Here is a 25772-nt window from a genome sequence, read left to right as displayed (position 1 = left end):
GGCGCAGATCTCTGCGCCCGGCGAATTACTTGCCCATTGGCCGGATCGATGAGCGTGTCTGCTTGCGCACCCTGCCGGGAAACCAGCGTGCGGCAAAGGCCATGGTTTTCGCCGTCTTTCCGACCGTCGTGTGCAGCCGGTCGCCGTGCACGGCCCCCCAGGCCGCCGCGGCCACGTCCGCCACGGGGGTTATCTCGAGCCCGGCATCGGTGACGCGCTGACGAATACCCTCGTTCGCGCCGGCGTGCGGGGTATGGTCGAGCAGCGGCGTTTCGATGAAGCTGGGCATCAGCGAAGCCACCTTGATCCCATCGGCCGACCATTCGCCGTCGAGGCTTTCGGTGACCGCCCGCACCCCGAATTTCGTTGCCGAATACACGCTTGCGCCAGGAGTGCCGTAGATCCCGGCAGCGCTTGCGGTGTTGAGCAGGCAGGATCCCGGGGCGGTTTTCTTCAGATGGGGATGGGCCGCCTGAGCGCCGAACAGAACGCCTTTCAGATTGATGTCGAGACAGCGTTCGATTTCCTCGGCGCTGTTCTCGATCAGCGATCCGCCCAGCGGGATGCCGGCATTGTTGAACACCACGTCGATCCGTCCGCCGCTCGCCACCGAGAACGCCTCGAGCGCCTCGTCCCAGGCAGCGCGGTCGCGCACGTCGAAGACATGCGAATAGACGAAGCCGTTGCCGATCAATTCGGCCGTCTCGTGCAGGCCGGACTTGTCGATATCGCCAAGCCCGACGAACCACCCGCGTTCGGCGAAATGCAATGCGACCGCGCGTCCGATGCCCGAACCGCCCCCGGTAATGAAGATCGCCTTGCGATCGCCCATGCTCTGTCTCCCTCGGTGCGCGCTAGAGCGCGGCATTGGTGTATGCGTGCCAGGTGAAGATGGCCATTGCGCCGCGATGCGGCCGCCAAGCTTCGCCGATGGTACGGGTTTCCTTTTCGCTCGGCCGCTCTGCCAGTTCGAGCATGCGTCCGACCGCTTCCTGAACGGCCAGGTCGCCGGCCGGCCAGATGTCGCCGCGCCCCTCGGCGAAAAGCAGGTAGATTTCCGCCGACCAGCGCCCGATCCCTTTGATCCGGGTGAGTTCGGCGATGGCTTCCTCGTCGTCGCGCGGAAGGTCGGCAAGGTCCAGTTCGCCGTTGGCCACCAGTTCGCACAGGCTGCGCGCATAGCCCTGTTTCTGGCGCGACAGGCCGCAGGCGCGCAGCGTGTCGAAATCGCGCGCCAGCAATTCGGGCGCGGGCATGGCTTCGCCCAGTTCTGCTTCGAGCTTGGCCCACACCGCATCCGCCGATGCGACGCTGACCTGCTGGCCGACGATCGTCCGCAGCAGCGTGCGGTAACCGGCGGGGCGCATGCGTTCCTCGGGATAACCGCAACGCTCCAACGCGCCGGCAACCACGGGGTCGGCCGCCGCCACCCGATCGAGGTCAGCGCGCAATCGTGCGTTGGTCAGCCCCATGGCGAGTGCGCTTGCCTTCCCCGTCGCGATTGAATAGCAGCGCGACGCATAGGGTCGACCAGTGGCCCTTTGCAACCGAGGAAACACGCAATGCCGAAACTGACCGTGACCACCCGCGAAGGCGAAACCAGCGAGATCGACGTCGCCGACGGCCTGACCGTGATGGAAGCGATCCGCGACAATGGCTTCGACGAGCTGCTGGCGCTGTGCGGCGGGTGCTGTTCCTGCGCGACCTGCCATGTGCATATCGATCCGGCGTTCACCGACAAGCTCCCCGAAATGAGCGAGGACGAGGACGATCTGCTCGAATCCACCGATCACCGCCAGCCGACCTCGCGCCTGTCGTGCCAGATTCCCTTCACCGCCGAACTCGACGGGCTGAAGGTTACTATCGCGCCTGAAGACTGATGTTGTTTGCAGCGTCGGGTCGGCAAGCCTAATTCGGGTCTCATGACTGCAATCCCCGTACGCGAGCATACGCTCGATCTTATCGGCAACACGCCGCTGGTCCGCCTCGAGGGACCGAGCGCCGAAGCCGGCTGCGACATCTTCGGCAAGTGTGAGTTTGCCAATCCGGGCGCCAGCGTGAAGGACCGCGCGGCGCTCTACATCATCCGTGATGCGGAAGAGCGCGGCGAACTCAAGCCCGGCGGTACGGTGGTCGAAGGGACTGCAGGGAATACCGGAATCGGCATCGCGCTGGTGGCCAATGCGTTGGGCTATCGCACGATTATCGTGATGCCCGACAACCAGTCGAAGGAAAAGATGGACACGCTCCGCGCGCTGGGTGCGGAACTGGTCACCGTTCCGCCGACCAAGTATGCCGACTCCAACCATTTCCAGCACGTCTCGCGCCGCATGGCGGAAGAACTCGACGGCGCGGTCTGGGCCGGCCAGTTCGACAACACCGCCAATCGCAAGGCCCATATCGAAACCACCGCCAGGGAACTGTGGGACCAGCTCGAGGGCCGGATCGACGGCTTTACCTGCGCGGCGGGCACCGGCGGCACGATCGCGGGTGTCGGAATGGGGCTGAAGGAACTGGACGAAACCGTCACCATCGCTCTGACCGACCCGCATGGCGCGGCGCTGTACAACTACTTCGCCAATGGCGAGCTGAAGGCCGAAGGGTCTTCGGTCGCCGAAGGCATCGGGCAGGGACGCATCACCGGCAATCTCGAAGGTGCGCCGATCGATACGCAGTTCCGCATTTCGGACGAGGAAGGCCTGACATGGGTCGCTCGCCTGCTGCGCGAAGAAGGTCTGTGCCTTGGCCTGTCCTCGGGCATCAATGTCGCCGGCGCGATTGCGCTGGGCAAGCAATTGGTGGCCGAAGGGCGCGAGAATCCGCGCGTCGCCACCATCCTGTGCGACACCGGCTTCCGCTATCTCTCGACGCTTTACAGCGCCGAATGGCTGGCCGCGAAGGGCCTGCCGGTGTTCGATTGGTTGCAAAGCGGCGATTGACTGTTGCCCGGGCGTGCCTAGGTTCGGGGCGTGCACCAATTCTTCGACATGAGCCGCAAGCCGCCAATGGGCGAGTTGCCCGACGTTCCGGGCAAGGATGCCCGGCGTGAACGGTCGATGCAGCGCCTGCAGATCGGCACGACCGGTATCGTCATGATGATCCTGCTGGTGGGCCTCGCCAGCGTCATCCAGAACCGCGCGGCCGAAACCGACGCGACGACCGTACCCGCGGCCGCGTCGACGACCGAACCGACCTCCGCCCCGGCCCGCAACGACCCGCTGGTCGAAGCCGGTGTCGTGCCGGACCTGCCCGCCCAGCCCTCGGCGACGCCCAGCGCATCACCGACACTCGACCCCCCGATGCCCAGCGATGCGCTTCCGCCGGCGAACTAGCCTGTCGGTAGCGCTGGCGCTGCTGATTGCCGCCTGCTCGGCGGGGCCGGCGGAGGAGACGGCCCCGGCTAAGCCGCGCCTCGGCCTGTTCTCGACACTGCCGATCTATTGGGGCGAAGGCGATGTCGCCGCGCTCATCAATTCCGGGGCGGAGCCGGACTGGGTGCGAGTCGAACTGGAATCGCGCTACGATCTGGTGCCGCTCGACACGCTCGAACCCGACGCACTGGCAGGGATAGACCGGGTGATCCTGGCGCAGCCGCGCGCTCTGGCGCCGTCTGAGAACGTCTCGTTCGACCAGTGGCTGACCGCTGGCGGGGAGGCGCTGATATTCGCCGATCCCATGCTGACACGCCATTCGGAATACCCAATCGGCGATCGCCGCCGGCCGCAGGACGTGGTGCTGCTCTCGCCGCTGTTCGACCATTGGGGGCTGGAGCTGACTTTCGACGAAACCCAATCGGGCGAGGAGCGGGTGTTGCCAGTCGCTGGCCTGCCCGTACCCGTGCGGCTGCATGGCCGCTTCGTGCGCAACGATAGCGGCGCGGAAGAGCGCACATGCACCATGCATGACCAGGGCCTGGTCGCACGCTGCGCCGTGGGGCAGGGCACGGCATTGGTGCTGGCCGATGCGGCGCTGCTCGACTGGGACGGCAGCGCACCCGTTCCCTCCCGGCGCAAGGAAGCGCTGCAGGCGCTGCTCAGCGGGTTCGGCGCGCGGGAATCGCTTCCGCGCGATTGAGCGGGATTTAACGGGAAAACTGCGGGGAAAGACGGGGATGATGCTCATTCTCGCCGGAAATGCGTGCGCTTACAGCGTGTTCGTTAGCGATTTGGTAACGAATTCGAACCCTCCCGCCGACGAAATTAGTTCAATAAAACAGGTGCTTGTCGGCTTATCCCGTAAAATCCCGCAAATTTCCCTTCCATCCCCGCCGTACCCGCGATAAACCGCAATCACATCGGACACCACTGTCACTGCGCGTTTCGCCGGCAGGCGATGCGTCTCGCCCATGCGTTCGGGCGGGCCGGGAAAGTTTTGTCCGATGAGGAGGTAAGCGAAACCGCAATCGAGGTTCGGGGAAAGTGTCATTCGGAGGGTATAGCGGTCAGGCTTATTCGCCCGCGGGCGACAAGGGCCGCTTTGTGCTTCCTCCCCTTTTCCGCAAGGCCGTGAAGGACAGCAGCGACGGTCGCGTCCTGTGTCTCTCCAAGCACGCCAGCTGGAATTGCCTCGTCGGCTTCGGCCTTTCGCGCAAACCCGAACTGGAAGCGCAGCTCGACCGCGAGGAAGAGCTTGCCGTCCGCCTGGGCCGTGAATTCGATCGCGATACCCGCTCGAGCCAGCTGTTCGGTTTCCAGGAGCTGCCCTTCGACGACAGCGGCCGCTTCGTCATGCCCGATCACCTGCGCATCCTCGGCAAGATCGAAGACGGGCTCTATTTCCAGGGCGGCGGACGGTTCTTCACGCTGTGGAACCCCGTGGAACTGGCCCAGATGGGCGACGATTGGGCGGGCGCGAAGGCGGCCTGCGCCAGCTTCCTTGCCGATGCGAAGGCCAAGGGCAAATGACCGGTGCCCCGCACATTCCCGTCCTGCTGGACGAAGTGATCGCCGCGCTCGATCCGCAGCCCGGCGATGTCGTGATCGACGCCACCTTCGGCGCCGGCGGTTATACGCGTGCGCTGCTCGAACGCGGCGCGACGGTTCATGCTTTCGACCGCGATCCCGATGCGATCGCGGCGGGCGAGGCATGGCCCGAGACGAAGGTCGATCCGCCGCGGCTGGTGCTGCACCCGCACCGCTTCTCCGAAATGGCGGAAGTCATGACGGCTGCCGGTGTCGCTCGGATCGACGGGGTCGTGATGGATATCGGTGTTTCCTCCATGCAGCTCGACCAGGCGCATCGCGGCTTTGCCTTTTCATCCGACGGGCCGCTCGACATGCGGATGAGCCAGGATGGCGAGAGCGCGGCCGATTTCCTCAACACGGCCGACGAAAAGTCCATTGCCGATGTGCTCTACCTCTACGGCGAAGAGCGCCAGTCGCGCCGCGTGGCCCGCGCCATAGTGGCCGCGCGTCCGCTGAAGACGACCGGCGAACTCGCGCGCATCGTGCGCAAGGCGCTGGGGTACAAGCCGCATGACAAGAAGGATCCGGCCACCCGGACCTTCCAGGCGGTGCGCATTCATATCAACGGCGAGCTCGACGAACTGTCGCACGGACTGTCGGCCGCCGAACGCTTGTTGTGTGAAGGAGGCCGCCTTGCGGTGGTCAGCTTCCACAGCCTCGAAGACCGGATCGTCAAGCGCTTCCTGCGCGAGGCATCCTCAACCCCGAGCGCCTCGCGGCACGTCCCATTGGCGGCGCAGGACGATCCGGTCTTTTTGCAGGTCAGCAAGGCAATCAAGCCGGGCCAGGCCGAGATCGAGCGCAATCCCCGCGCACGCTCTTCGGTGCTGCGCCACGCCACGCGCACCGCCTTGCCCGCGCGGGAGGCCGCGTGATGGTCGGCGGTTCGCGCATTCGCCAGATCGGCTGGGCACTGGTGCTGGCCGTGTGTTTCGCGCTGCTGCTCGCGCTGACCTTCAAGGTCAACGCGGTGAAGAGCGACGTGCGCCTTGCCGAGCGGCAGATCATCGCGGCGCAGCGCGCCAAGCTGATGCTCGAAACCGAGTTCGAAACCCGCGCCAGCCAGCAGCAATTGTCCGACTGGAATGCGGTTGAGTTCGGCTATGCCGCGCCGCGCGCGGATCAGTATCTCGAAAGCGAGCGCCAGCTTGCCGCGCTGGGTTCGCCGCGCGGGATCGATGCACCAGAGCCGGTGCGGGTGGCGCTCAACCGGCCCGCTCCCGAAAGCGACGGCCTGCTGGCCGAATGGATCACGGGTGAAGAAGGCGATGCCGCGCCCGAACGGGCGGAGCGCTCCGAACGGCATGACCTGATCGCCGCCGGCGGGCTTGCCGAACGGCTGGCGAGCCCCGTGGCCGGAATGGCCAGCGTCGCCGAGGCGGGCCAATGAACGCCTTTTCCGGCTTCGGCCCTGCAATCGCCGCGGGCAGAAGCGGATATGGTGCGGTGAGCATGGCCGTGGCCTCGGGCCGCGTGCAGCTGGTTACCATCCGGCAGGAATCGCTCTCGCTGGCACGCTGGCGCCTGTTGTGGGTCGCGCTCGGCTTCGTCTTCGTGACGCTGCTTGCGCTGGTGCGCATCGGCTATCTCGGGGCCTCGGACAATGGCGCCCGCGGCACTTCGCTCGAAGAAGCGCTGCTGCCGCCTCGCGGCGAGATATCCGATCGTAACGGCGTGCCGCTGGCGCGCGCCTTCCCCGCCTATGCGCTGTGGTTCAATCCCACTGCGCTGGGTGAAGACGGTGCGCCTTTGGTCCGTGATCCGGCGGTGGTCGCGGGCAAGCTGAAGGACATTTTCCCGGATCTCGATCAAGCGGCGGTCACCGCGCAGCTGGCAGCGGGCAAGCAGGGCTATATCCGCCGGCGGGTGCTGCCCGAGGATGCCAACCGGGTGCAGGACATCGGCGAACTCGCACTCGAGATGCCGATGGAGAACGACCGTCACTATCCGCAAGGTTCGATGGCGGCGCATGTGCTCGGCTATGTCGCGGCGGATGGAACGGGCCGCGTGGGGATGGAGCAGGTGCTCGACGCGCATCTGTCCGATCCGGCAACGCGCGGCACCCCGATCGCCCTGTCGATCGATTCCCGCGTCCAGGGCGCGCTCGAAGATGAGCTGCGCCGCGGGATGAAACTGGTGCAGGCGCAAGGCGGTGCGGGCATCGTGCTCGATGTCGACACGGGCGAAGTGCTGGCGCTGGCTTCCCTGCCCGAATTCGATCCCAACAAGATCGATGCGCGCGGCCAGAAACTGATGTTCAACCGCGTGACCAACCAGGTCTACGAACTCGGTTCGACCTTCAAGCCGCTGTCGGTCGCGGCCGCGATCGATGCCGGCGTGGTGCGCAATCTCGGCCGCCGGTGGGATGCGAGCCCGGTCAAGGTCGGCCGCTTCGCGATCAAGGACAGCCACCCGCTGGGGCCCGATCTCAACGTGGTCGAGGCGCTGATCCATTCGTCGAACACCGTGACCGCGCGGCTGGCGGACGAGCTTGGCCCCGAACGCATGCGCCGCACGATGATCGATCTCGGCATGAACGAGCGGCCCTATATCGAACTGCCCGCCAAGGGCTTCCCGATCTGGCCGGGCAAGAAGTGGCCGCGCCTGCGTTCGATGACGGTCGGCTATGGCCACGGTATCGCCGTTACCCCGCTGCATCTCGCAAGCGCCTATGCGGCAATGGTCAATGGCGGCATCTGGCGCCCCGCGACACTCAGGAAGCTGGGGCCGGGCGAAGCGCCCAAGGGTCGCCGCGTGTTCAAGGCGTCGACTTCCAGCCGGATGCGCCAGCTGCTGCGCGCGATCGCCGTATACGGCACGGGCAAGAACGCCGATGCGCCGGGTTACCGCGTGGGCGGCAAGACTGGCTCGGCCGAAAAGCCCGGCGGCAGTGCCGGCTATCGCAAGACCGCGCTGGTTTCGACCTTCGCCGCCGCCTTCCCGATGGATCGTCCGCGCTATGTCGTCATCGCCATGCTGGACGAACCCCGCGGCACGCTGGCCAGCTCCTACCAGCGTACCGCCGCGTGGAATGCCGCCCCGATCGTCAAGCGCCTGGTGCCGCGCATCGGCCCGCTGATCGGCGTGCGCCCCGACGATACGCGCGATGTCGATATTTCCGATCTCAAGCCGCTCATCCCGGAGGCGAACAAGTGAAGCTTGCCAAACTCTGCGCCGCGGCGGGATTTGCCTGCGATGGCGATGCCAACGTGACCGGCTTCGCAATCGACAATCGCAAGGTCGCACCAGGCACCGTCTTCGGTGCGTTCCAGGGTACGCAGGTAAACGGGGAAGACTTCATTCCCGCGGCGATCGAAAGCGGAGCCATCGCGGTGGTGGCGCGGCCCGAAGCGACAGTCGAAGGAGCGGTCCATATCGCCGATCCGGAGCCGCGCCGCGCTTTCGCGGCCCTCGCAGCGCAGTTCTTCACCCCCGTGCCCGACCATATCGTCGCGGTGACCGGCACCAACGGCAAGACCTCCACCGTCGAGATGACCCGTCAGATCTGGCGCATGGCGGGGGAACGCGCGGCAAGCATCGGCACGCTCGGCGTCACCACGCCCGACGAAAGCGTTTCGACCGGACTGACCACGCCCGATATCGTAACTTTCCTTTCCAACCTCAGCGGCCTAGCGCGCGAGGGCGTTACGCATGTCGCCTATGAAGCGTCGAGCCATGGACTGGCGCAATTCCGCAATGAAGGCGTGCCCGTGATGGCCGCCGGCTTTACGAACTTCAGCCGCGATCACCTCGATTACCATGCTGACATGGAAGACTATTTCGCGGCCAAGATGCGGCTGTTCGATGAAGTCGTAACCGATGGTGCAACGGCAGTGATCTGGATGGGGTCGGGCGACAGTGGCTGGAATGCCCGCGTGGTCGAGCATGCGCGCACCCGCGGGCTCGCCGTGATGACCGTCGGCGAACAGGGCGAAGCGATCCGCCTCGTCAATCGCGAGCCGACCCAGCTCGGGCAGTCGCTGACCGTCGAACATGCCGGGCAGGAGCGGACAATCGATCTGCCGCTGATCGGCGCCTATCAGGTGTCCAATGCGCTGACGGCGGCGGGCCTTGCGCTTGCCACCGGGACCGAAGCCAACCGGGTCTGGGATGCGGTCGCGCGGCTCCAGCCGGTTCGCGGACGGCTCGAGCGTGCGGCGATCGCGCCTTCGGGTGCACCGATCTATGTCGATTACGCGCATACGCCCGATGCGATCGCGGCCGCGGTTGCCGCGCTGCGCCCGCATGTGTCGGGCAGGCTGATTACCGTTTTCGGCGCGGGCGGCGACCGCGATCACGGCAAGCGTGCACCGATGGGTGCTGCTGCGGCCAAGGCGAGCGATGTCGTCATCGTCACCGATGACAATCCGCGCGGCGAAGATCCTGCGGATATCCGCCGGCAGGTGCTTGAGGGTGCGCCGCAAGCGCGCGAGATAGGCGGGCGTCGCGAAGCCATTCTCGCAGCCATCGCCGAAGCGGGCGCTGAGGACATCGTCCTCGTCGCCGGCAAGGGACATGAAACGGGTCAGATCATCGGATCGGGAGATAACATGCGAGTGCTGCCCTTCGACGATGTCGATGTCGCGCGCGAATGCGTCGCGGAAATTGCCAGGGGTGCCGCATGAGCGCCGCCATCCTGCGCCATCCGGCCTATATCGAATGGCCCGCCGACCCGCGTGACCGGCTGCCGCTGACCCTGTGGGATGCGCGCAGCATCGCCGAAGCGGTGGGCGGCGTCGCCAGCCATGATTTCCAGGTCGCGGGCGTCGAGATGGACAGCCGCGATGTCATCAACGGCGATCTTTTCATTGCCTTGAAAGGGGAGGCGATGGACGGCCACCGTTTCCTCGACAAGGCCTTCGCCAATGGCGCAGCGGGAGCGATCGTCGACCGCGCTGTCGACTGGCCGCACATTCTCGTCGAGGATACCACTGCCGCGCTCGAAGCGCTGGCACGGGCCGCGCGCAGCCGGGTCGAGGCTACGATTATCGGGGTGACCGGTTCGGTCGGCAAGACCGGGGTCAAGGAAGCGATCTTCGCGAGCCTCGAACGTGCCAGCCGCGGCGCGGCGCATCGGTCGACGCGTAGCTACAACAACCATGTCGGGGTTCCGCTCAGCCTGGCGCGCATGCCCGCGCGCAGCCGGTTCGCCATTTTCGAAATGGGCATGAACCACGCGGGCGAGATCGCGGATCTCACCGCGCAGGTCCGACCGCATGTCGCCGTCATCACGACGATCGCACCCGCGCATATCGAGAACCTCGGCAGCATGGATGCCATTGCTGCGGCCAAGGCGGAGATCTTCGCCGGGCTCGAGCCGGGCGGCACGGCAGTCATCCCCGCCGACAGTGAACATAGCGCGGCGCTCGAACGCGCCGCCAGGGATGTCGGCGCGCGCGTGGTCAGCTTCGGCCGTGCCCGCTCTGCCGATGTCCGCTTGCTCGACGCGATCCCCAGCGCCAATGGCGGCAGCCTGGTGACCTGCGAATTTCCCGAAGGCCGGCTGTGCTACACCGTGGCCGAACCCGGCGATCACTGGGTGATCAACTCGCTCGCGGTGATGGCTGCAGTCCGGGCCGCGGGCGGCGACATGGCCGCTGCCGGACTGGCGCTGGCGGAAATGGGTGGGCTCAAGGGCCGCGGCGCCCGGCACGGCATCGCGGTGCCCGGCGGCAAGGCCCTGCTGATCGACGAAAGCTACAACGCCAATCCCGCCAGCATGCGCGCGACGCTCGCCCAATTGGGGCAGACGCCCTCCGGACGCCGGATCGCCGTGCTCGGGTCGATGAAGGAGCTGGGCGATTTCGGTCCGCAGTTCCATGCCGCGCTGGCCGAGCCCGTACTGGCGGCCGATGTCGACTACGCCTTACTCGTCGGCGACGAGATGGCCGCGCTGGCGCAGGAACTGGGGAAACCGCAAAGCCCCGTTCTTGGCAAGCCGTTCGCCTGGGCGCATTGCCAGACCGCCGACGAGGCGATCGGGTTGCTCGAGGACTTCGGCGTAGTCGCGGGCGACGCCGTGCTGGTCAAGGGCTCCAACTCGGTCGGACTTGGCCGGCTCGTGGATCATTTCACCCGCGCCAGCTAGGCGCGACGAGAGGCTCGATTGCTTTATTTGCTCGCCGAATGGTTGAATTTCGAAGGCGTCTTCAACCTCGTGCGGTACCAGACATTCCGCGCCGGCGCGACGCTGATGACCGCCCTGTTCATCGGTCTCGTCATCGGTCCGCGGTTCATCGACATGCTGCGCGTGCGGCAGGGCAAGGGGCAGCCGATCCGCGAGGATGGCCCGCAGAGCCACCTCGCCAAGCGCGGCACGCCGACCATGGGCGGGCTGATGATCCTGATCAGCCTCAGCCTGGCGGTGCTGATCTGGATGGATCTGAGCAATCCGTTCATCTGGGCCTGCCTGGCGGTCACGCTGGGCTTCGGGCTGATCGGGTTTCTCGACGATTACGACAAGGTTTCCAAGGCCAGCCACAAGGGCGTTTCGGGCAAGGTCCGATTGCTGCTGGAATTCGCGATCGCAGGCGTTGCCAGCTATCTGATCGTCGGCCAGATCAACACTTTCCTCTACGTCCCCTTCGTCAACGATTTCGGGATCGAACTGGGCTATTTCTACTTCGTCTTCGCGGCTTTCGTGATCGTGGGGGCGGGCAATGCGGTCAATCTGACCGACGGGCTCGACGGGCTTGCGACCATGCCGGTGATCATCGCGGCAGGCACCTTTGCGCTGATCGCCTATCTGGTCGGCCGCGTGGACTATTCCGAATATCTCGGCATCCCGCACGTGGCGGGCGCGGGGGAACTGGCGATCTTCTGCGCCGCGATCATGGGCGCGGGGCTCGCCTTTCTGTGGTTCAACGCACCGCCCGCTGCGGTGTTCATGGGCGACACCGGCTCGCTCGCGCTCGGCGGCGCGCTGGGCGCGATCGCCGTCGCCACGCACCACGAGGTCGTACTGGCAATAGTGGGGGGATTGTTCGTCTTTGAGGCGTTGTCGGTCATCATTCAGGTGTTCTGGTTCAAGCGTACGGGGAAAAGGGTCTTCCGCATGGCTCCCATCCACCACCATTTCGAACAGCTCGGCTGGTCGGAGAGCAAGGTCGTGATCCGCTTCTGGATCGTCGCCATCGTGCTCGCACTCATGGGGCTCGCGACGCTCAAGCTACGATGATCACTTCGCCCGCCTGGAAGGACAAGAAATACGCCGTTCTCGGACTGGCGCGGTCCGGCCGGGCCACGGCCGAAGCGCTGCTGGCGGCGGGTGCCGACGTGCTGGTGTGGGACGACCGCGCCGAAGCGCGCGCGGCCTTCGCCGGGCGCTGCGCGGTCGCCGACCCGCTGGAAGCGGACCTTGCCGGCTATGCGGGAATGGTGGTCAGTCCCGGCGTTCCGCTCAACACCCATCCGATCAAGCCGCATGCCGACCGTTCCGGCGTGCCGGTGATCGGCGATATCGAACTCTTTGCGCAGGCGCGCGCCGCGCTGCCGCGGCACAAGGTCGTCGGCATCACCGGCACCAATGGCAAGTCAACAACCACGGCGCTGGTTCACCACATGCTGAAAGAGGCGGGCGTGCCGGCCACTATGGGCGGCAATATCGGCCTGCCGATCCTCGAGCAGGAGCCGCTGCCCGAAGGCGGGGTCTATGTGCTCGAACTGTCGAGTTACCAGATCGACCTGACCCATTCGCTCGCTTGCGACGTGGCGGTGCTGCTCAACATTACCCCCGACCATCTCGACCGCTATGACGGCGATTTCGCCAAATACGCTGCCAGCAAGTCGCGCCTCCTGGCAATGCAGACGCGCGGCCAGAATGCGATCGCCCGGTTCACCGATGCGCGGGTGCTGGGGCAGTTCGCCGAAGGTTCGATCGCAAGCATTCTCGAGGATGTCCTGCAGAACCGGGGCATCGCGCCGGGCGAGCAGGCCGAGTGGCCGTCGCTGCAAGGTCCGCACAACCGCGAAAATGCCGCAGCGGCCATCGAAGCCTGCGATATCCTGGGCATCCCGACCGCGCAGATCCGCGCCGCGCTCAAGAGCTATCCCGGCCTGCCGCACCGCATGGAGCGCGTCGCGGAAATCTCCGGCGTTGCCTATGTCAACGACAGCAAGGGCACCAACACCGCCGCTTCGGCGCCCGCGCTGGCCGCGTTCGAGAACATTCACTGGATCGTCGGCGGGCTCGGCAAGGAGCCGGGACTGGGCGAGTGCGAGGCCGAGTTGGGCCGCGTCAAGGCGGCCTATACCATCGGCAGGGCCGGACCCGACTTCGCCGCGCTGCTCGAAGGCCGCGTCCCGGTCGAGCAGTGCGAAACGCTCGACCGCGCGGTGGCCAGTGCCGCTGCGAAGGCCGCGGCGGGCGATACGGTCCTGCTCAGCCCAGCCTGCGCCAGCTTCGACCAATATGCCGACTTCGAGAAGCGCGGCAACCATTTCCGCGCGCTGGTGGAGCGGCTGGCGTGAACACGATGCAGCCCTACGTTCCCGGCAAGCGCCAGCCCGCGCATATGCCCAAGGGCAAGCTGTCGCGCTGGTCCGAGCTGAAGATCTGGTGGCGCGAGATCGACCGCGTGCTGCTGCTGCTTGTGCTGCTGCTGATGAGCTTCGGCACGATCGCGGTGGCTGCCGCCAGCCCTGCCAGCGCCGATCGTCTCTCCACTTCCAGCCAGACGCTCGATCCGCTGTATTTCTTCTACCGCCACCTTGCCTGGCAGGTGCTTGCGCTGGGCACGCTGTTCGGCGTGTCGATGCTGACCCGCGACAGCGCGCGGCGGTTCGGGCTGCTGCTGGCCGCGGGCATGACCGGGCTGCTGTTCCTCGTCCCGCTGGTGGGCGCGGAAATCAACGGCGCGCGGCGGTGGATCAATCTGGGGATGCAGTTCCAGCCGTCGGAATTCCTCAAGCCCGGCTTCGCCATCGCCACGGCTTGGATCCTGTCGTGGCGGATGCGCGATCCCAACATGCCGGTGGCGGGCATCGCCACCGCCTATGTCGCGCTGATCGCCGCGCTGATGATGATGCAGCCCGATTTCGGCGGCACGATCCTGTTTGCAGGCGTGTGGTTCGTCGCGATGATCCTGTCGGGCATCGACATGAAGCGGATGGGAGCAGTGATCGGCGGCGTGATCGTTGCGCTGACCGCGACCTATTTCCTCTATGACAACGCCCGCCACCGCATCGACAGCTTCATCGGCGGGGGGACCGCCTACGACCAGGTGGATCTGGGGGCACGCACGCTGACGGCGGGCGGCTGGACGGGCGCGGGTTACGGCCTCGGCATCCGCAAGATGAGCTTGCCCGAAGCGCATACCGATTACATCTTCAGCGTCATCGGCGAGGAATTCGGCCTGATTGCCTGCGCGCTGATCGTGCTGGTCTATCTCGCCATTGTCGGGCGCGTGCTGATGCGCCTGCTCGACGAAGAGGACCTGTTCGCGCTGCTGGCCGGGGCCGGCCTGATCGCGCTGCTCGGCGGACAGGCGTTCATCAATATCCTGGTCAACCTGCAGCTTTTCCCGTCGAAGGGGATGACCTTGCCGCTGGTCAGCTATGGCGGATCGTCGACCATTGCGATCTGCCTCAATGTCGGTCTGCTGCTGGCGATAACGCGGCGCAATCCGTTCCTGAAAAGCCGGACCATTGGGCTTGGCGACAGGCTCGGCTTCGGGCAGACGGCCCCGATGAAAGACACCGCGCCTTCCCCGCACCGCGAGATCCACCCATGACCGGTGCCAGCCGCCATTATGTCCTTGCCGCCGGGGGGACGGGCGGACATTTGTTGCCCGCCTTCGCGCTGGCCACAGAACTCGAACGGCGCGGCCATCACGTCGCGCTGATCACCGATACGCGCGGCGCGCAAATCCCGGGCAAACCCGATTTTCTGCCTGCCCATGTCATTCCCGCGGGCCGGTTCGGCAAGAACCCGCTGAGCTGGATCAAGGGCATCCGCGCGGTGCTGCAGGGCCGGCGCATGGCGCTGCGCCTGTTCGACAGTTTCCAGCCGAGCGCGGTGGTCGGGTTCGGCGGTTACCCGTCGCTGCCGACCGTGCTGGCGGCGAAGAGCGCGGGCGTGCCCACCGTGGTGCATGAACAGAACGCGGTGCTGGGCCGGGTGAACCGGTTGTTCGCGCGGCACGTCGATGCGATCGCCACTGCCTATCCCGAAGTCGAACGGCTCGATCCGAAACATTCCCGGAAAGTGCATCTGGTCGGCAATCCGGTACGCGCGGGCGTATTGTCGCTGCGCGACGAACCCTTCCCGCCACTGGGCGAGGAAGGCCTGCTGCGGGTGCTGGTGACCGGCGGCAGCCAGGGCGCCCGCGTCTTGTCCGAAGTGGTGCCCGACGGGCTGTCGATGCTTCCCCCCGCGCTGCGCCAGCGGTTGCAGGTCACCCAGCAATGCCGGCCCGAAGATCTTGACGCCGTGCGCGAGCGGTATCGCAACCATGCCATACCCGCCGAACTGGCGACCTATTTCGAGGACATGTCGGCGCGGCTGGCCGATGCGCATCTGTTCATCGGCCGCGCCGGGGCATCGACCATTGCCGAACTCACTGCCGTCGGGCGGCCGGCGATCCTCATTCCGTTGCCGATCGCGACCGATGATCACCAGGCCGCCAACGCCCGCGAACTGGCGAAAGCCGGCGGCGCGCGCGTGATCCGCCAGGAACGCTTCAATGCCAAGGAACTGGCCAAGCAGATCAAGGCGCTGGCGGACAACCCGCAAGGGCTCGGCCGCGCGGCGCATGCCGCCTGGAATTGCGGCCGTCCGCGCGCGGTCGAGGATCTCGCCGATCTCGTCGAAAGCTTCGGCGGAGCAGATATGATGGATGTAATTCGCGTCGGCGGCAACAACGCCCGGGGCGCTTCGCAGGGCCTGCCGGCCGGACAGGGTGCAGTGCGGGAGAGTGCGGAATGAGAGGCGTTCCAACCGATATCGGGACCGTTCATTTCGTCGGCATCGGCGGCATCGGCATGTCCGGGATTGCCGAGGTGATGAACAATCTCGGCTACACCGTGCAGGGTTCCGACATGAAGGAAAGCGCGACCGTGGAACGGTTGCGCCAGCGCGGGATCGAAGTGGTGATCGGCCACGCCCCCGAAAACGTCGCAAGCGCGGCGGTCGTCGTGACCTCGACCGCGGTCAAGCGGACCAATCCCGAAGTCGCCTATGCGCTGGAAAACCGCATTCCCGTGGTCCGCCGCGCGGAGATGCTGGCCGAACTGATGCGGCTGAAATCCACTGTCGCGGTCGCCGGGACGCATGGCAAGACCACCACCACCAGCATGATCGCCGCGTTGCTCGATGCCGGCAAGATCGATCCTACCGTGATCAATGGCGGGATCATCGAACAATATGGTTCGAACGCACGGCTGGGCGACAGCGAATGGATGGTGGTGGAGGCCGACGAGAGCGACGGCAGCTTCCTGCGGCTCGACGGGACCATCGCGGTGGTCACCAATATCGATCCCGAGCACCTCGACCATTACGGCGATTTCGACGGGGTGAAGGACGCCTTCGTCGAGTTCATCCATAACGTCCCGTTCTATGGCGCGGCGATCCTGTGCATCGATCACCCCGAAGTACAGGCAGTGATCGGCAAGGTGCGCGACCGCAATGTCGTGACCTACGGCTTCAACCTGCAGGCGGATATCTGCGGGGTGAACATCCGCCCCGATGCGGGCGGCAATGTGTTCGACGTGATCGTGCGCCGCCGCGGGCAGGAGGATCGCCGGATCGAAGGCGTGCGCCTGCCGATGCCGGGTCGCCACAATGTCCAGAACGCGCTCGCCGCGATTGCGGTGGCGATAGAGATGGGCTGCCCCGACGAGGTCATCTGCAACGGCTTTTCGGCCTTTGGCGGTGTCCGGCGCCGCTTTACCAAGGTTGGCGAAGTGCCCAGCGGCGCGGGCGTGGCGACGATCATCGACGATTACGGCCATCACCCGGTCGAAATCCGCGCGGTGCTGGGGGCGGCGCGCGAAAGCGCCGGGACGGGGCGCGTCATCGCCGTGGTCCAGCCGCATCGCTACACTCGCCTGCGCGACCTGATGGATGAATTCCAGAGCTGCTTCAACGAGGCCGACCAGGTCTATGTGACCCCGGTCTATGCGGCGGGCGAGGATCCGATCGAGGGCGCCGATGCCGAGGCGCTGGTCGCCGGGCTCAAGGCGCGCGGCCACCGCGCGGTGCAGAGCGTTGAGGACGAGGACGATCTGGCCGCGAAGCTGGCGGACGATCTCGCGGCGGGCGATTTCGTCGTCTGCCTGGGCGCGGGCGATATCACCTATTGGGCGGCGGGGCTCGCCAACGGGATTGCCAAGGCCAGTTCGGCATGAGCGCAGGGGCTGCCCCGATCGACACGCAGGGCCTGCGCGGCAAGCTGACTCCCGATGCGCCGCTGGCAAAACTGGTGTGGTTCAAGGCCGGCGGCGCGGCCGACTGGCTGTTCGAGCCGGCCGATCGCGCGGATCTCGAGCTGTTCCTCCAGCGGCTGGACGGGCGCCTGCCGCTGATGGCGCTCGGGCTGGGGTCCAATCTCATCGTGCGCGATGGCGGGGTCGCAGGCGTGGTGATCAAGCTGGGCAAGCCCTTTGCCGGGATCGACGTCGAGGACGGGCACGTGCTTTCCTGCGGTGCGGGCGCGCATGGCATATTGGTGGCATCGACTGCCCGCGATGCGGGCATTGCCGGGGTCGAATTCATGCGCGGCATTCCCGGGACGGTGGGCGGCTTCGTGCGGATGAACGGCGGCGCCTACGGCCGCGAGGTTGCCGATGTGCTGATCGATTGCGATGTCGTGATGCCCGATGGCGCGCTGGTCACCCTGGCTGCGGCTGACCTGCATTACAGCTATCGCCATTCGCAGCTGCCCGAAGGCGCCGTGGTGGTCGGCGCACGTTTCCAGGGGCAGCCGGGCGACCCGGCCGAAATCGGCGCGAAGATGGACGCAATCGGCGATGCGCGCGAGAATTCGCAGCCGCTGCGCACCCGGACGGGGGGGTCGACCTTCAAGAACCCTCCCGGCCAGAAGGCGTGGGAACTGGTCGATGCCGCCGGCTGCCGCGGCCTGCGCCTGGGCGGCGCGCAGGTCAGCGAAAAACACACCAATTTCCTCATCAATGTGGATGATGCGACCAGCGCTGATATCGAAGCGCTGGGTGAAGAAGTGAAGCGCCGTGTCCACGCGCATTCGGGGGTCGAACTCGAATGGGAAATCCAGCGCGTCGGGCGGCAGCAGGACAGGTCATGACCGAACTACCCAAGCTCCATATCGCCGTGCTGATGGGCGGCTGGGCCAATGAACGCCCCGTCAGTCTGATGTCGGGCGAGGGCATCGCCAAGGCGCTCGCGGAGCGCGGCCACCGGGTCACGCGCATCGACATGGACCGGCAGGTCGCGGCACGCATTGCCGAGGCCGCGCCCGATGTCGTGTTCAACGCATTGCACGGCGTGCCCGGCGAAGACGGCACGGTGCAGGGCATGCTCGATTTGATGGGCGTACCCTATACGCATTCGGGCCTAGCCACGTCGGTGATCGCGATCGACAAGCAGCTGACCAAGCAGGCGCTGGTGCCGCAGGGGATCCCGATGCCTGGCGGGCGGATCGTCAGGAGCGCCGATCTGCACGAGCGCGATCCGCTGCCGCGGCCCTATGTGCTGAAGCCCGTCAACGAAGGCAGCTCGGTCGGGGTGGCGATCGTCACCGATGATGGCGATTACGGCAATCCCATCGCGCGCACCGCCAAGGGGCCGTGGCAGGACTTCGCGCAACTGCTTGCCGAGCCCTTCATCAAGGGCCGCGAGATGACCAGTGCGGTCGTCGATTTCGCCGATGGTCCGCGCGCGCTCGCAGTGACCGAGCTGAAACCCAAGAGCGGGTTCTACGATTTCGACGCCAAATATACCGACGGGCGGACCGATCACATGTGCCCCGCCGATATCCCGCAGGCGATTACCGACCTGTGCCTCGAATACGCGCTGAAGGCGCACCGGGTGCTGGGCTGCAAGGGCACCAGCCGGACCGATTTCCGCTGGGACGAGGAACAGGGCGAGGACGGGCTGTTCATCCTCGAAACCAACACGCAGCCGGGGATGACCCCGCTCAGCCTGGTGCCCGAACAGGCGCGCTTCGCGGGCATCGAATATGGCGAATTGTGCGAACTGATCGTGGCCGCCGCGCTGCGCGACCATGCCGGTACGGCGGGCGGCGGCGATGGCTAAGGTCAGGCGCAAGCCGACCGGCGTGCGCCGGTCCGCCGCGGCGCGCAATCGCAGCCAGAAGGCGCATGCCGCGCGAAAGCACACCAGCGGCCTGCTCGACCGGGTGATGGCGGCGCTGCCCTTTTCCGAAGAGCAGTGGCACAGGTTTTTCCTGACCGTCATCGTGGCGGCGGGGCTGGGCATCGCCTGGACCATTGCCAGCTTCGCGGGCGTTCCCGAACTGGCGCGGACCGAACTGGCGAAATCGGCTTCGCGGTCGGGCTTCGAGGTCAGCCGCGTGCAGGTATCGGGCGTCGAGCGGATGAACGAGCAACTCGTTTACGAACGCGTGCTGGCGGAGCAGGACCGCCCGATGCCGCTGGTCGACCTCGCCCAAGTACGCGAACGGCTGCTCGAACTGCCGTGGGTCGCCGATGCGCGCGTCTCGCGCCAGTTGCCCGATACGCTCAAGATCAATATCGTCGAGCGCGTCCCGCACGCGGTGCTGCGCAAGCCCGACCGGCTGATGCTGATCGACCCGCAGGGCCACGAGCTCGAACCGGTGAGCGCGAAGGAGGCCGAAGGCAAGCTGCTGATCGAAGGGCCCGGAGCCGCGCGCCAGGTCCAGGAGCTGGGCCGCCTGCTCGATGCCGCGCCCGCGCTCAAGCCGCAGATCGCCTCGGCCGAATGGGTCGGCAATCGCCGCTGGAACCTGACCTTCAATTCGGGCCAGCTCCTGGCGCTGCCCGAAGGTGACCTCGGCGCCCCCGCGCTGGTCAAGTTTGCCCAGCTCGACGGGATGCACCGGCTGATCGGCGGGAAGCCCATCGCCATCGACATGCGCGTGCCCGACCGCGCCTATCTGCGCTGCGACGACGGGCCGTGCCCGAAGCAGAATGTCGCTCAATGGCAGGAGCGACTGATGGCGACCCAGCAGCCCCGCATCACCCGCGTCTTCGGCGCGGTGAACATCGGGTCCTTCCGCGTTTCCGCGATGATCATGGGGCAGGCCGAAGACGGCGCCATGATCGTGCTGGGTTCGAGCCACCGGGCGAGCGACGGGATCAAGCGCGGCTATGTCACCGACATGCGCACGGCGAGCCACGCCATCCGCACCGCGGTGGAAAAGGCCGAGGCCAACGCCAACACCTCGATCCAGAGCGTGTGGATCGGCTGCGCGGGCGCCGGGCTGTCGAGCAGGATTTCCAGCGTCGAGATCGCCATCGGCGGACGCCGGATCGAAGAGGACGATATCGAACACCTCCTCTACGCCGCGCGCGATCATCTGCATCCCGACGGGCGGATGGTGCTGCATGCGCAGCCGGCGCATTACACGCTCGACGGTGCGCACGGCGTCGCCAATCCCAAGGGGCTGCACGCCGAGGCGCTGGGCGTCGACGTCCATGTGACGCTGGCCGAAGGCGCGCCGGTGCGCAATCTGATCGAGGCGGTGCAGACCGCGCATCTCGATGTCGAAGGCGTCGTCGCAAGTCCGCTGGCCGCCGCGCATGCGTGCCTGACCGGCGAAGAACGCGACCTCGGCGTCGCGCTGGTCGAAATCGGCGCGCAGGTCACCAATGTCTCGGTGCATGCGGCGGGCATGCTGCTGGGGCTCAAGTCGATCCCCATCGGGTCGAACGACATCACCGATGCCATCGCGTCCTCGCTCGGCATTCGCCGCAGCCAGGCCGAACGGCTCAAATGCGTTTCGGGCTCGGCGATCGCCACCCCGACCGACCACCGCGAGATGATCCCGGTCAATGGCCCGGGCGAAGAACCGGGCGGACCGCTGGCGCGCGGGGCGGACGAACACAATCGCATCGCGCGCGCCGAACTGGTCGCGATCGTCACCGACCGGCTGGGCATCGCCACCGCCGAGATCGGCAAGGCGCTCAAGAGCATGGGCTTCACCGGCGCGCAGGGCGGGCAGGTCGTGCTGACCGGCGGCGGGGCCGAACTGCACGGGGTCGCAGAATTCATGCAGGGCGCGCTTGGCCGGCCGGTGCGGATCGGCAAGCCGCCGGTCCTGCAGGGCCTCCCCGAAGCGCACGCGACGCCGGGTTTTGCCACGCTCGCGGGGCTGTGCCTCTACGCCGCCGACGATCCCGTCGATATCCGTTCGGTCGGGCCGCGCTACCAGCCGACCAAGCGTTATCGGGGCATGGGTCTGGTCAACCGTGTTTTTCAAGCGGTGCGTGAGTACTTCTGAGGCTTGATGCGGAGCCGGATTCCGCCTTTAGGCCTTGTGGATAAGGCTGGCGCGGCTTCGATCTGCGATTCGCTTTGTGCCAGTGTTGTGACATAAAGCCAGCACGTGACTTTCGAATACCCAGGGGACTCTTGATGAGTATCAATATCGGACCGGCATCGGACGACGATCTTCGTCCCAAGATCATGGTCGTCGGCGTCGGCGGTGCGGGCGGCAACGCCATCGCCAACATGATGGAAGCGAAGATCGAAGGCGTCGATTTCATCGTCGCCAACACCGATGCGCAGGCGCTCAGCACGTCCCCTTCCGAAAAGCGCATCCAGCTCGGTCCGGATATCACCGGCGGGCTCGGCGCAGGCGCCCGCCCCGAAGTGGGCAAGGCCGCAGCCGAGGAAACCGTGCAGGATATCGAGGACGCGCTCGACGGGGTGAACATGGTGTTCATCGCGGCGGGCATGGGCGGCGGCACCGGCACCGGTGCGGCCCCGGTCATCGCCGAGGCGGCGCGCAAGCGCGGCGTGCTCACCGTGGGCGTGGTTACCAAGCCGTTCCTGTTCGAAGGGACGCGCCGCATGCGCGCGGCCGAAGCGGGTATCGACGAGCTGCAGAAGCATGTCGACACGCTGATCGTCATTCCCAACCAGAACCTGTTCCTGGTCGCCAAGGCGGAAACCACCTTCAAGGAAGCGTTCCAGCTCGCCGACGAAGTGCTGCAGCAGGGCGTTCGCTCGATCACCGACCTGATGGTCATGCCGGGCCTGATCAATCTCGACTTCGCGGACGTGCGTTCGGTGATGAGCGAGATGGGCAAGGCGATGATGGGCACCGGCGAAGGCGAGGGTGACAACCGCGCGCTCGAAGCGGCCGAGCACGCGATCGCCAACCCGCTGCTCGACGGTGTGAGCATGGCCGGGGCCAAGGGCGTCATCATCTCGATCATCGGCGGCGAGGACATGAAGCTGCTCGAAGTCGACGAGGCGGCCAACCATATTCGCGAACTGGTCGACGAAGACGCCAACATCATCTGGGGTTCGGCGTTCAATCCCGATCTCGAGGGCAAGATCCGTGTGTCGGTCGTCGCCACCGGGATCGAGCCCGACGGTTCGGTTGCCGCTGCCCCCATGAGCAGCTTCGCCCCGCGCGAAAGCAGCGCGCCGCGGCGTCCGGTGCTCGACCTGCCAAGCGAAAGCGAAGCCGAAGACGAGCCGTTCGAACTCAACGAAGGTCTTTCCGCCGATCCCGAACCGGAAGCGCCGCGCGGTTTCGACCCGGCCCCGCAATCGCAGTCGCAGGCGTCTCCGCATGCCGATGCGGACGATGCCGATGCGCTTGACCTGACCGACGAAGCCGAAGAGGACGACGCGCCGCGCCCGTTCGGGTTGTCGCCCGCGACATCGGGTTCCTCGGCGGAGCGCGACGAAGATGGTTATGACGATGTCGACGATATCGTCGACCCGCTGGCCGGGCTGCGCAACGAACAGACCGAACGTTTCGACAGCGACGATGACACCGGCGCGCCCGCTGCAGGCGGGCAGGGTTCGGACGCCGCGCAGGGGCAGGCGGGTGAGTCCGCTGGCCGCGCTCCGCTCGACCTTTCGGGCGACATGCGCGAGCCGTCTGCGTCGCAGGACGAATTCGAACTGGGCGACGATCAGGGCGCCAGCCCGCTGGCGAGCAAGCCGGTCCGCCGCCAGCCGATCGTGCCGGGTGACAGCCCGGCACCGGCCGCGCCGAGTGCTCCCGCCAGCGGCGCTGGCGCGGGGTCGGGGTCGGGATCGCTGCCCGGCAACACGCTGTTCGAGCGCATGGCCAATCTCTCGCGCGGTGCCAGTACCAGCGAAGAGGAAGACGAGGACGACGATGCCGACAGCGGCAATGGCGGCGGGTTGAACATCCCGCGTTTCCTCGGACGCCAGAACAACCAGTAAGCGGCCGTTTCAGCGCGGGTTAACGCCCGCGCTGCAAAGGATAGGACATGATTTCGACCCGGCGTCTTGCTGCTGCCACTGTACTGCTTGCCATGGCGGTGCAGGGCGCACCTGCGTCGGCCCAGCGCGAGATCGTGCAGCCCCTGCCGGGTGCGGGGGAGCAAAAACTGAGCGATGCGCTGTCGCGGCTGGCACGTAATTCGCAGGATGTGACCGCGCTGCTTGATGCCGGAGAGGCCGCGCTCGAGCTGGACGATATCGATGCGGCGATCGGCTTTTTCGGGCGTGCGAACGAATTGTCGCCCGGCAATCCGCGCACCAGCGTCGGTCTGGCGCGCGCCTATACGCGCTCGCACCGCCCGATCGAAGCGCTGCGCCTGTTCGCCGAGGCCGAGCGGGCAGGGGTGCCCGATACGCGGATGGCGCAGGATCGCGGGCTGGCCTTCGATCTCGTCGGCGATGCGGCCAGCGCGCAGCAGCTTTACCGTCTGGCACTGGACAATGGTGCGGGTGCGGAAACAGTGCGCCGGCTGGCGCTCAGCCAAGCGATCTCGGGCGACCGTGAAGCGTTCGAAGCCACGCTTTTGCCGCTGCTTCGCGACGGCGATGTCCCCGCGTTCCGCACGCGCGCTTTCGGCCTTGCGGTGCTCGGCAATGCGGAAGAGGCGAAGGATATTGCCAACACCGTGCTGCCTGCAGGGCTTGGCGCGCGGATGGCTGCCTATCTCGATTACATGCCCCGCCTGACCCGCGCGCAGCAGGCCGCCGCGGGCAATCTCGGCGTGTTTCCGCGCACCTCCAGCATCGGCACCGACGAAGCGGCGATCGCCGCCTATGCACCCCGCCCGGCGCAGCTGGCCCAGGCGGCACCGGCGGCCGCGCCGCAGGCTCAGGGTACCGCAAGTGCAGGGGCCGAAACTCCGGCTCCGGCACGCGGTCAACCGGCGCGACCGGGTGCGGGCAGTATGCCTCCCGAGCCGGCCGATCGGCTGCCGCAGGACACGGACGTCGCCGCTCCTGCAGAAGCATCCGCCGCGACCCCGGCCCCGACATCGAACCCTGTTCCGGCCCCAGGGACGCCCGCGCCGTCGCTCGCAGCGCCTTCCGCACGGCAGGCGGCCGCGCCGGAGCCGGCCGACCCGCCGGCAGGCCCCCGGATAGTCGCTGCCGTGCCGGACGACCCCGTACCCGCACGATCCGACCGGCCCGAGCCCACTGTCATCGCGCGCGTCGATCCGACGGCATCCGCGCAGCCGGTGGACACGGCAACCGCCTCAGCGTCACTGGCTTCGGGCACCGCCAGCGCGGGCGCAGCGGCGGGCACATCGATCGAGGATGCCTTCGACGGCTTCACGCTCGCGCCGCGGGCTCCGCCTCCGTCTGCGACCGGCGCGGTCGATATCACGCGCATCGCCATCCCGCGCGAAAAGGTCAGGCCCAAGCCGCCACCGCCCCCCGCGCATCCCGCGCGCCACTGGGTTCAGGTGGCCACCGGCAAGGACCGCGCCGCACTCAAGTTCGACTGGCGCCGCATAACCCGCAGCGCCGAGGGCAAGCTCGACGGCACCGGACCCTTCGTGACTCCCTGGGTCGAAGCCAACCGCCTGCTGTCCGGCCCCTACGATAGCGCCGCCGAGGCTCGAGAAATGGTCAACGAACTGAAGAAGATAGGCGTCGACTCCTTCCCCTTCACCAGCGCCGAGGGCGAAGCGGTCGAACCGCTGTGACAAACCCGCGCGGTTAACGCGCCGTGCCGGCTTGTTCACAGGCTTTGCACAGGCGTTAACGGTTCTCCCCAGCGTGGATCGCCGCGCGGATTGCCAAGCCGGGTCCCGGTTCTGCATTCCGTACCCATGACGGCCACGGGACAGCTTCGATGAGGGCAGCGGAAGAGCGCTACGACACGGATCAGGACGCAGCGCCGCTCGACATGCTGGCTGCGCTGTTCCGGGCGCGCGGCTGGCCATGCGAGACGACGGCGAACGAGCTGTGCGGCGAGATCCAGGGAAGCTGGACCAATTACCAGCTGCGCGGCATCTGGCGCCCCGAGGACCTCGTCCTCCAAATCCTCTGCCTGCCCGACATCCGCATCGGCAAGGACAAGCGCACGCAGGCGCAGGAGCTGGTCAGCCTGGTGAACGAGCAGATGTGGCTTGGCCATTTCGACATCTGGTCGAATGGCGGCGTGCTGCTCTACCGCAATGGCACGATGCTGGGCGACGACGGCATGCTCAGTCTCGACCAGGCGCAGGCCCTGGTCGAAATCGCGGTCGAGGAATGCGACCGGTTCTACCCGGCGTTCCAGTTCGTGCTGTGGGGCGGACGCACGCCGGCTGAAGCGCTCGAAGCGGCAATGGTGGATGCCGCCGGGGAGGCGTAAGGCGCTGGGGTTCAGGGTTAATCCGAATTAGCCGTGCGAATTCCGGTTTCGCTTGAAATCGCGCGCCAAAGTGCCGATATTC

The 25772-nt window shown here is 66.7% G+C and carries 23 protein-coding genes and 1 pseudogene; 22 read left to right on the top strand and 2 right to left on the bottom strand.

The annotated features are described in order from the left end of the window. Window positions 1-25: 25 nt before the first annotated feature. Together SJY12_RS07300 and SJY12_RS07295 are read right to left on the bottom strand one after the other, a co-directional pair. A complete protein-coding gene (locus SJY12_RS07300; protein WP_397504921.1) occupies window positions 26-832 on the bottom strand; it encodes an SDR family oxidoreductase in 807 nt (268 codons plus the stop codon). Between the two features lie 22 nt (window positions 833-854). Further along, entirely contained in the window at window positions 855-1472 is a 618-nt protein-coding gene (locus SJY12_RS07295) for a DNA-3-methyladenine glycosylase family protein (RefSeq protein ID WP_397504920.1), read from the bottom strand. A 90-nt stretch (window positions 1473-1562) separates the two neighbouring features. Between SJY12_RS07295 and SJY12_RS07290 the strand changes: the two genes are divergently transcribed. The 22 genes and pseudogenes from SJY12_RS07290 to SJY12_RS07185 all read left to right on the top strand — a co-directional run bounded on the left by SJY12_RS07290 (window position 1563) and on the right by SJY12_RS07185 (window position 25690). Continuing rightward, window positions 1563-1880 (top strand): 2Fe-2S iron-sulfur cluster-binding protein, encoded by a 318-nt coding sequence (locus SJY12_RS07290; protein ID WP_050600749.1) that lies wholly within the window; start codon window positions 1563-1565, stop codon window positions 1878-1880. 42 nt (window positions 1881-1922) lie between these two features. Further along, window positions 1923-2939 carry a cysteine synthase A gene (locus tag SJY12_RS07285; RefSeq protein ID WP_341858472.1) on the top strand — a complete coding sequence of 339 codons (1017 nt, stop codon included), beginning with the start codon at window positions 1923-1925 and terminating at the stop codon, window positions 2937-2939. Window positions 2940-2969: 30 nt separating this feature from the next. Continuing rightward, window positions 2970-3332, top strand: a complete 363-nt coding sequence (locus SJY12_RS07280) for a hypothetical protein (RefSeq protein WP_156488941.1) — start codon at window positions 2970-2972, stop codon at window positions 3330-3332. Then, window positions 3310-4074 carry an ABC transporter gene (locus SJY12_RS07275; RefSeq protein WP_397504918.1) on the top strand — a complete coding sequence of 255 codons (765 nt, stop codon included), beginning with the start codon at window positions 3310-3312 and terminating at the stop codon, window positions 4072-4074. Before SJY12_RS07280 ends, SJY12_RS07275 begins: the two co-directional genes overlap by 23 nt. Before the next feature lie 404 nt (window positions 4075-4478). Next, window positions 4479-4904 carry a division/cell wall cluster transcriptional repressor MraZ gene (locus tag SJY12_RS07270; protein ID WP_228135272.1) on the top strand — a complete coding sequence of 142 codons (426 nt, stop codon included), beginning with the start codon at window positions 4479-4481 and terminating at the stop codon, window positions 4902-4904. After that, window positions 4901-5839 carry a 16S rRNA (cytosine(1402)-N(4))-methyltransferase RsmH gene (rsmH, locus tag SJY12_RS07265; protein ID WP_397504917.1) on the top strand — a complete coding sequence of 313 codons (939 nt, stop codon included), beginning with the start codon at window positions 4901-4903 and terminating at the stop codon, window positions 5837-5839. Before SJY12_RS07270 ends, rsmH begins: the two co-directional genes overlap by 4 nt. Beyond that, on the top strand, window positions 5839-6354 hold the full coding sequence (locus SJY12_RS07260) for a hypothetical protein (protein WP_063512221.1): 516 nt from the start codon (window positions 5839-5841) through the stop codon (window positions 6352-6354). Before rsmH ends, SJY12_RS07260 begins: the two co-directional genes overlap by 1 nt. Next, window positions 6351-8120 (top strand): peptidoglycan D,D-transpeptidase FtsI family protein, encoded by a 1770-nt coding sequence (locus SJY12_RS07255; RefSeq protein ID WP_397504916.1) that lies wholly within the window; start codon window positions 6351-6353, stop codon window positions 8118-8120. The genes SJY12_RS07260 and SJY12_RS07255 overlap by 4 nt, the downstream gene beginning before the upstream one ends. Next, the gene (locus tag SJY12_RS07250) at window positions 8117-9589 is read left to right on the top strand and encodes a UDP-N-acetylmuramoyl-L-alanyl-D-glutamate--2,6-diaminopimelate ligase (protein WP_397504915.1); all 1473 of its coding nucleotides are present in this window, start codon (window positions 8117-8119) and stop codon (window positions 9587-9589) included. The genes SJY12_RS07255 and SJY12_RS07250 overlap by 4 nt, the downstream gene beginning before the upstream one ends. Beyond that, window positions 9586-11052, top strand: a complete 1467-nt coding sequence (gene murF / locus SJY12_RS07245) for a UDP-N-acetylmuramoyl-tripeptide--D-alanyl-D-alanine ligase (RefSeq protein ID WP_397504914.1) — start codon at window positions 9586-9588, stop codon at window positions 11050-11052. Before SJY12_RS07250 ends, murF begins: the two co-directional genes overlap by 4 nt. 18 nt (window positions 11053-11070) lie before the next feature. Next, window positions 11071-12141: a phospho-N-acetylmuramoyl-pentapeptide-transferase gene (gene mraY / locus SJY12_RS07240; RefSeq protein ID WP_050600740.1), complete on the top strand. Its 1071-nt coding sequence runs from the start codon at window positions 11071-11073 to the stop codon at window positions 12139-12141. Continuing rightward, window positions 12138-13433: a UDP-N-acetylmuramoyl-L-alanine--D-glutamate ligase gene (gene murD, locus SJY12_RS07235; protein WP_397504913.1), complete on the top strand. Its 1296-nt coding sequence runs from the start codon at window positions 12138-12140 to the stop codon at window positions 13431-13433. Before mraY ends, murD begins: the two co-directional genes overlap by 4 nt. Before the next feature lie 5 nt (window positions 13434-13438). Continuing rightward, a complete protein-coding gene (locus SJY12_RS07230) occupies window positions 13439-14695 on the top strand; it encodes an FtsW/RodA/SpoVE family cell cycle protein (protein ID WP_397504912.1) in 1257 nt (418 codons plus the stop codon). Beyond that, a complete protein-coding gene (gene murG, locus SJY12_RS07225) occupies window positions 14692-15888 on the top strand; it encodes an undecaprenyldiphospho-muramoylpentapeptide beta-N-acetylglucosaminyltransferase (protein ID WP_050600738.1) in 1197 nt (398 codons plus the stop codon). The genes SJY12_RS07230 and murG overlap by 4 nt, the downstream gene beginning before the upstream one ends. After that, window positions 15885-17309 (top strand): UDP-N-acetylmuramate--L-alanine ligase, encoded by a 1425-nt coding sequence (gene murC, locus SJY12_RS07220; protein ID WP_050600737.1) that lies wholly within the window; start codon window positions 15885-15887, stop codon window positions 17307-17309. The genes murG and murC overlap by 4 nt, the downstream gene beginning before the upstream one ends. Next, on the top strand, window positions 17306-18223 hold the full coding sequence (gene murB, locus SJY12_RS07215) for a UDP-N-acetylmuramate dehydrogenase (RefSeq protein WP_397504911.1): 918 nt from the start codon (window positions 17306-17308) through the stop codon (window positions 18221-18223). Before murC ends, murB begins: the two co-directional genes overlap by 4 nt. Beyond that, on the top strand, window positions 18220-19194 hold the full coding sequence (locus tag SJY12_RS07210; RefSeq protein WP_397504910.1) for a D-alanine--D-alanine ligase: 975 nt from the start codon (window positions 18220-18222) through the stop codon (window positions 19192-19194). Before murB ends, SJY12_RS07210 begins: the two co-directional genes overlap by 4 nt. Continuing rightward, window positions 19163-20005, top strand: a pseudogene (locus tag SJY12_RS07205) (cell division protein FtsQ/DivIB); the annotation flags it as partial. The gene SJY12_RS07210 and the pseudogene SJY12_RS07205, both read left to right, overlap by 32 nt. 90 nt (window positions 20006-20095) lie before the next feature. Further along, complete coding sequence (ftsA, locus tag SJY12_RS07200; protein ID WP_050600734.1) at window positions 20096-21382, top strand: cell division protein FtsA; 1287 nt, start codon at window positions 20096-20098, stop codon at window positions 21380-21382. Window positions 21383-21516: 134 nt separating this feature from the next. Continuing rightward, entirely contained in the window at window positions 21517-23310 is a 1794-nt protein-coding gene (gene ftsZ, locus SJY12_RS07195; protein ID WP_397504909.1) for a cell division protein FtsZ, read from the top strand. A 47-nt stretch (window positions 23311-23357) separates the two neighbouring features. After that, the gene (locus SJY12_RS07190) at window positions 23358-25037 is read left to right on the top strand and encodes an SPOR domain-containing protein (RefSeq protein ID WP_397504908.1); all 1680 of its coding nucleotides are present in this window, start codon (window positions 23358-23360) and stop codon (window positions 25035-25037) included. 149 nt (window positions 25038-25186) lie between these two features. After that, a complete protein-coding gene (locus SJY12_RS07185; protein ID WP_063506248.1) occupies window positions 25187-25690 on the top strand; it encodes a YbjN domain-containing protein in 504 nt (167 codons plus the stop codon). Window positions 25691-25772: the final 82 nt, after the last annotated feature.

The organism is Qipengyuania sp. R86523 (genome assembly GCF_044596365.1).
Classification (GTDB): Bacteria; Pseudomonadota; Alphaproteobacteria; order Sphingomonadales; family Sphingomonadaceae; genus Qipengyuania; species Qipengyuania citrea.
The sequence above is the reverse complement of the archived record's forward strand: the minus strand, read 5'-3'. Positions and strand labels throughout refer to the sequence as shown.

What these genes read in the sequence shown, in the direction of transcription:
- murB (WP_397504911.1), top strand. Translation starts at nt 17,306, where the DNA reads ATGAGCGCAGGGGCTGCCCCGATCGACACGCAGGGCCTGCGCGGCAAG.
- rsmH (WP_397504917.1), top strand. Translation starts at nt 4,901, where the DNA reads ATGACCGGTGCCCCGCACATTCCCGTCCTGCTGGACGAAGTGATCGCC.
- SJY12_RS07290 (WP_050600749.1), top strand. Translation starts at nt 1,563, where the DNA reads ATGCCGAAACTGACCGTGACCACCCGCGAAGGCGAAACCAGCGAGATC.
- SJY12_RS07260 (WP_063512221.1), top strand. Translation starts at nt 5,839, where the DNA reads ATGGTCGGCGGTTCGCGCATTCGCCAGATCGGCTGGGCACTGGTGCTG.
- murC (WP_050600737.1), top strand. Translation starts at nt 15,885, where the DNA reads ATGAGAGGCGTTCCAACCGATATCGGGACCGTTCATTTCGTCGGCATC.
- SJY12_RS07190 (WP_397504908.1), top strand. Translation starts at nt 23,358, where the DNA reads ATGATTTCGACCCGGCGTCTTGCTGCTGCCACTGTACTGCTTGCCATG.
- SJY12_RS07275 (WP_397504918.1), top strand. Translation starts at nt 3,310, where the DNA reads ATGCGCTTCCGCCGGCGAACTAGCCTGTCGGTAGCGCTGGCGCTGCTG.
- SJY12_RS07210 (WP_397504910.1), top strand. Translation starts at nt 18,220, where the DNA reads ATGACCGAACTACCCAAGCTCCATATCGCCGTGCTGATGGGCGGCTGG.
- SJY12_RS07230 (WP_397504912.1), top strand. Translation starts at nt 13,439, where the DNA reads ATGCAGCCCTACGTTCCCGGCAAGCGCCAGCCCGCGCATATGCCCAAG.
- ftsA (WP_050600734.1), top strand. Translation starts at nt 20,096, where the DNA reads ATGGCGACCCAGCAGCCCCGCATCACCCGCGTCTTCGGCGCGGTGAAC.
- murF (WP_397504914.1), top strand. Translation starts at nt 9,586, where the DNA reads ATGAGCGCCGCCATCCTGCGCCATCCGGCCTATATCGAATGGCCCGCC.
- SJY12_RS07255 (WP_397504916.1), top strand. Translation starts at nt 6,351, where the DNA reads ATGAACGCCTTTTCCGGCTTCGGCCCTGCAATCGCCGCGGGCAGAAGC.
- murD (WP_397504913.1), top strand. Translation starts at nt 12,138, where the DNA reads ATGATCACTTCGCCCGCCTGGAAGGACAAGAAATACGCCGTTCTCGGA.
- SJY12_RS07300 (WP_397504921.1), bottom strand. Translation starts at nt 832, where the DNA reads ATGGGCGATCGCAAGGCGATCTTCATTACCGGGGGCGGTTCGGGCATC.
- SJY12_RS07185 (WP_063506248.1), top strand. Translation starts at nt 25,187, where the DNA reads ATGAGGGCAGCGGAAGAGCGCTACGACACGGATCAGGACGCAGCGCCG.
- murG (WP_050600738.1), top strand. Translation starts at nt 14,692, where the DNA reads ATGACCGGTGCCAGCCGCCATTATGTCCTTGCCGCCGGGGGGACGGGC.
- ftsZ (WP_397504909.1), top strand. Translation starts at nt 21,517, where the DNA reads ATGAGTATCAATATCGGACCGGCATCGGACGACGATCTTCGTCCCAAG.
- SJY12_RS07285 (WP_341858472.1), top strand. Translation starts at nt 1,923, where the DNA reads ATGACTGCAATCCCCGTACGCGAGCATACGCTCGATCTTATCGGCAAC.
- SJY12_RS07295 (WP_397504920.1), bottom strand. Translation starts at nt 1,472, where the DNA reads ATGGGGCTGACCAACGCACGATTGCGCGCTGACCTCGATCGGGTGGCG.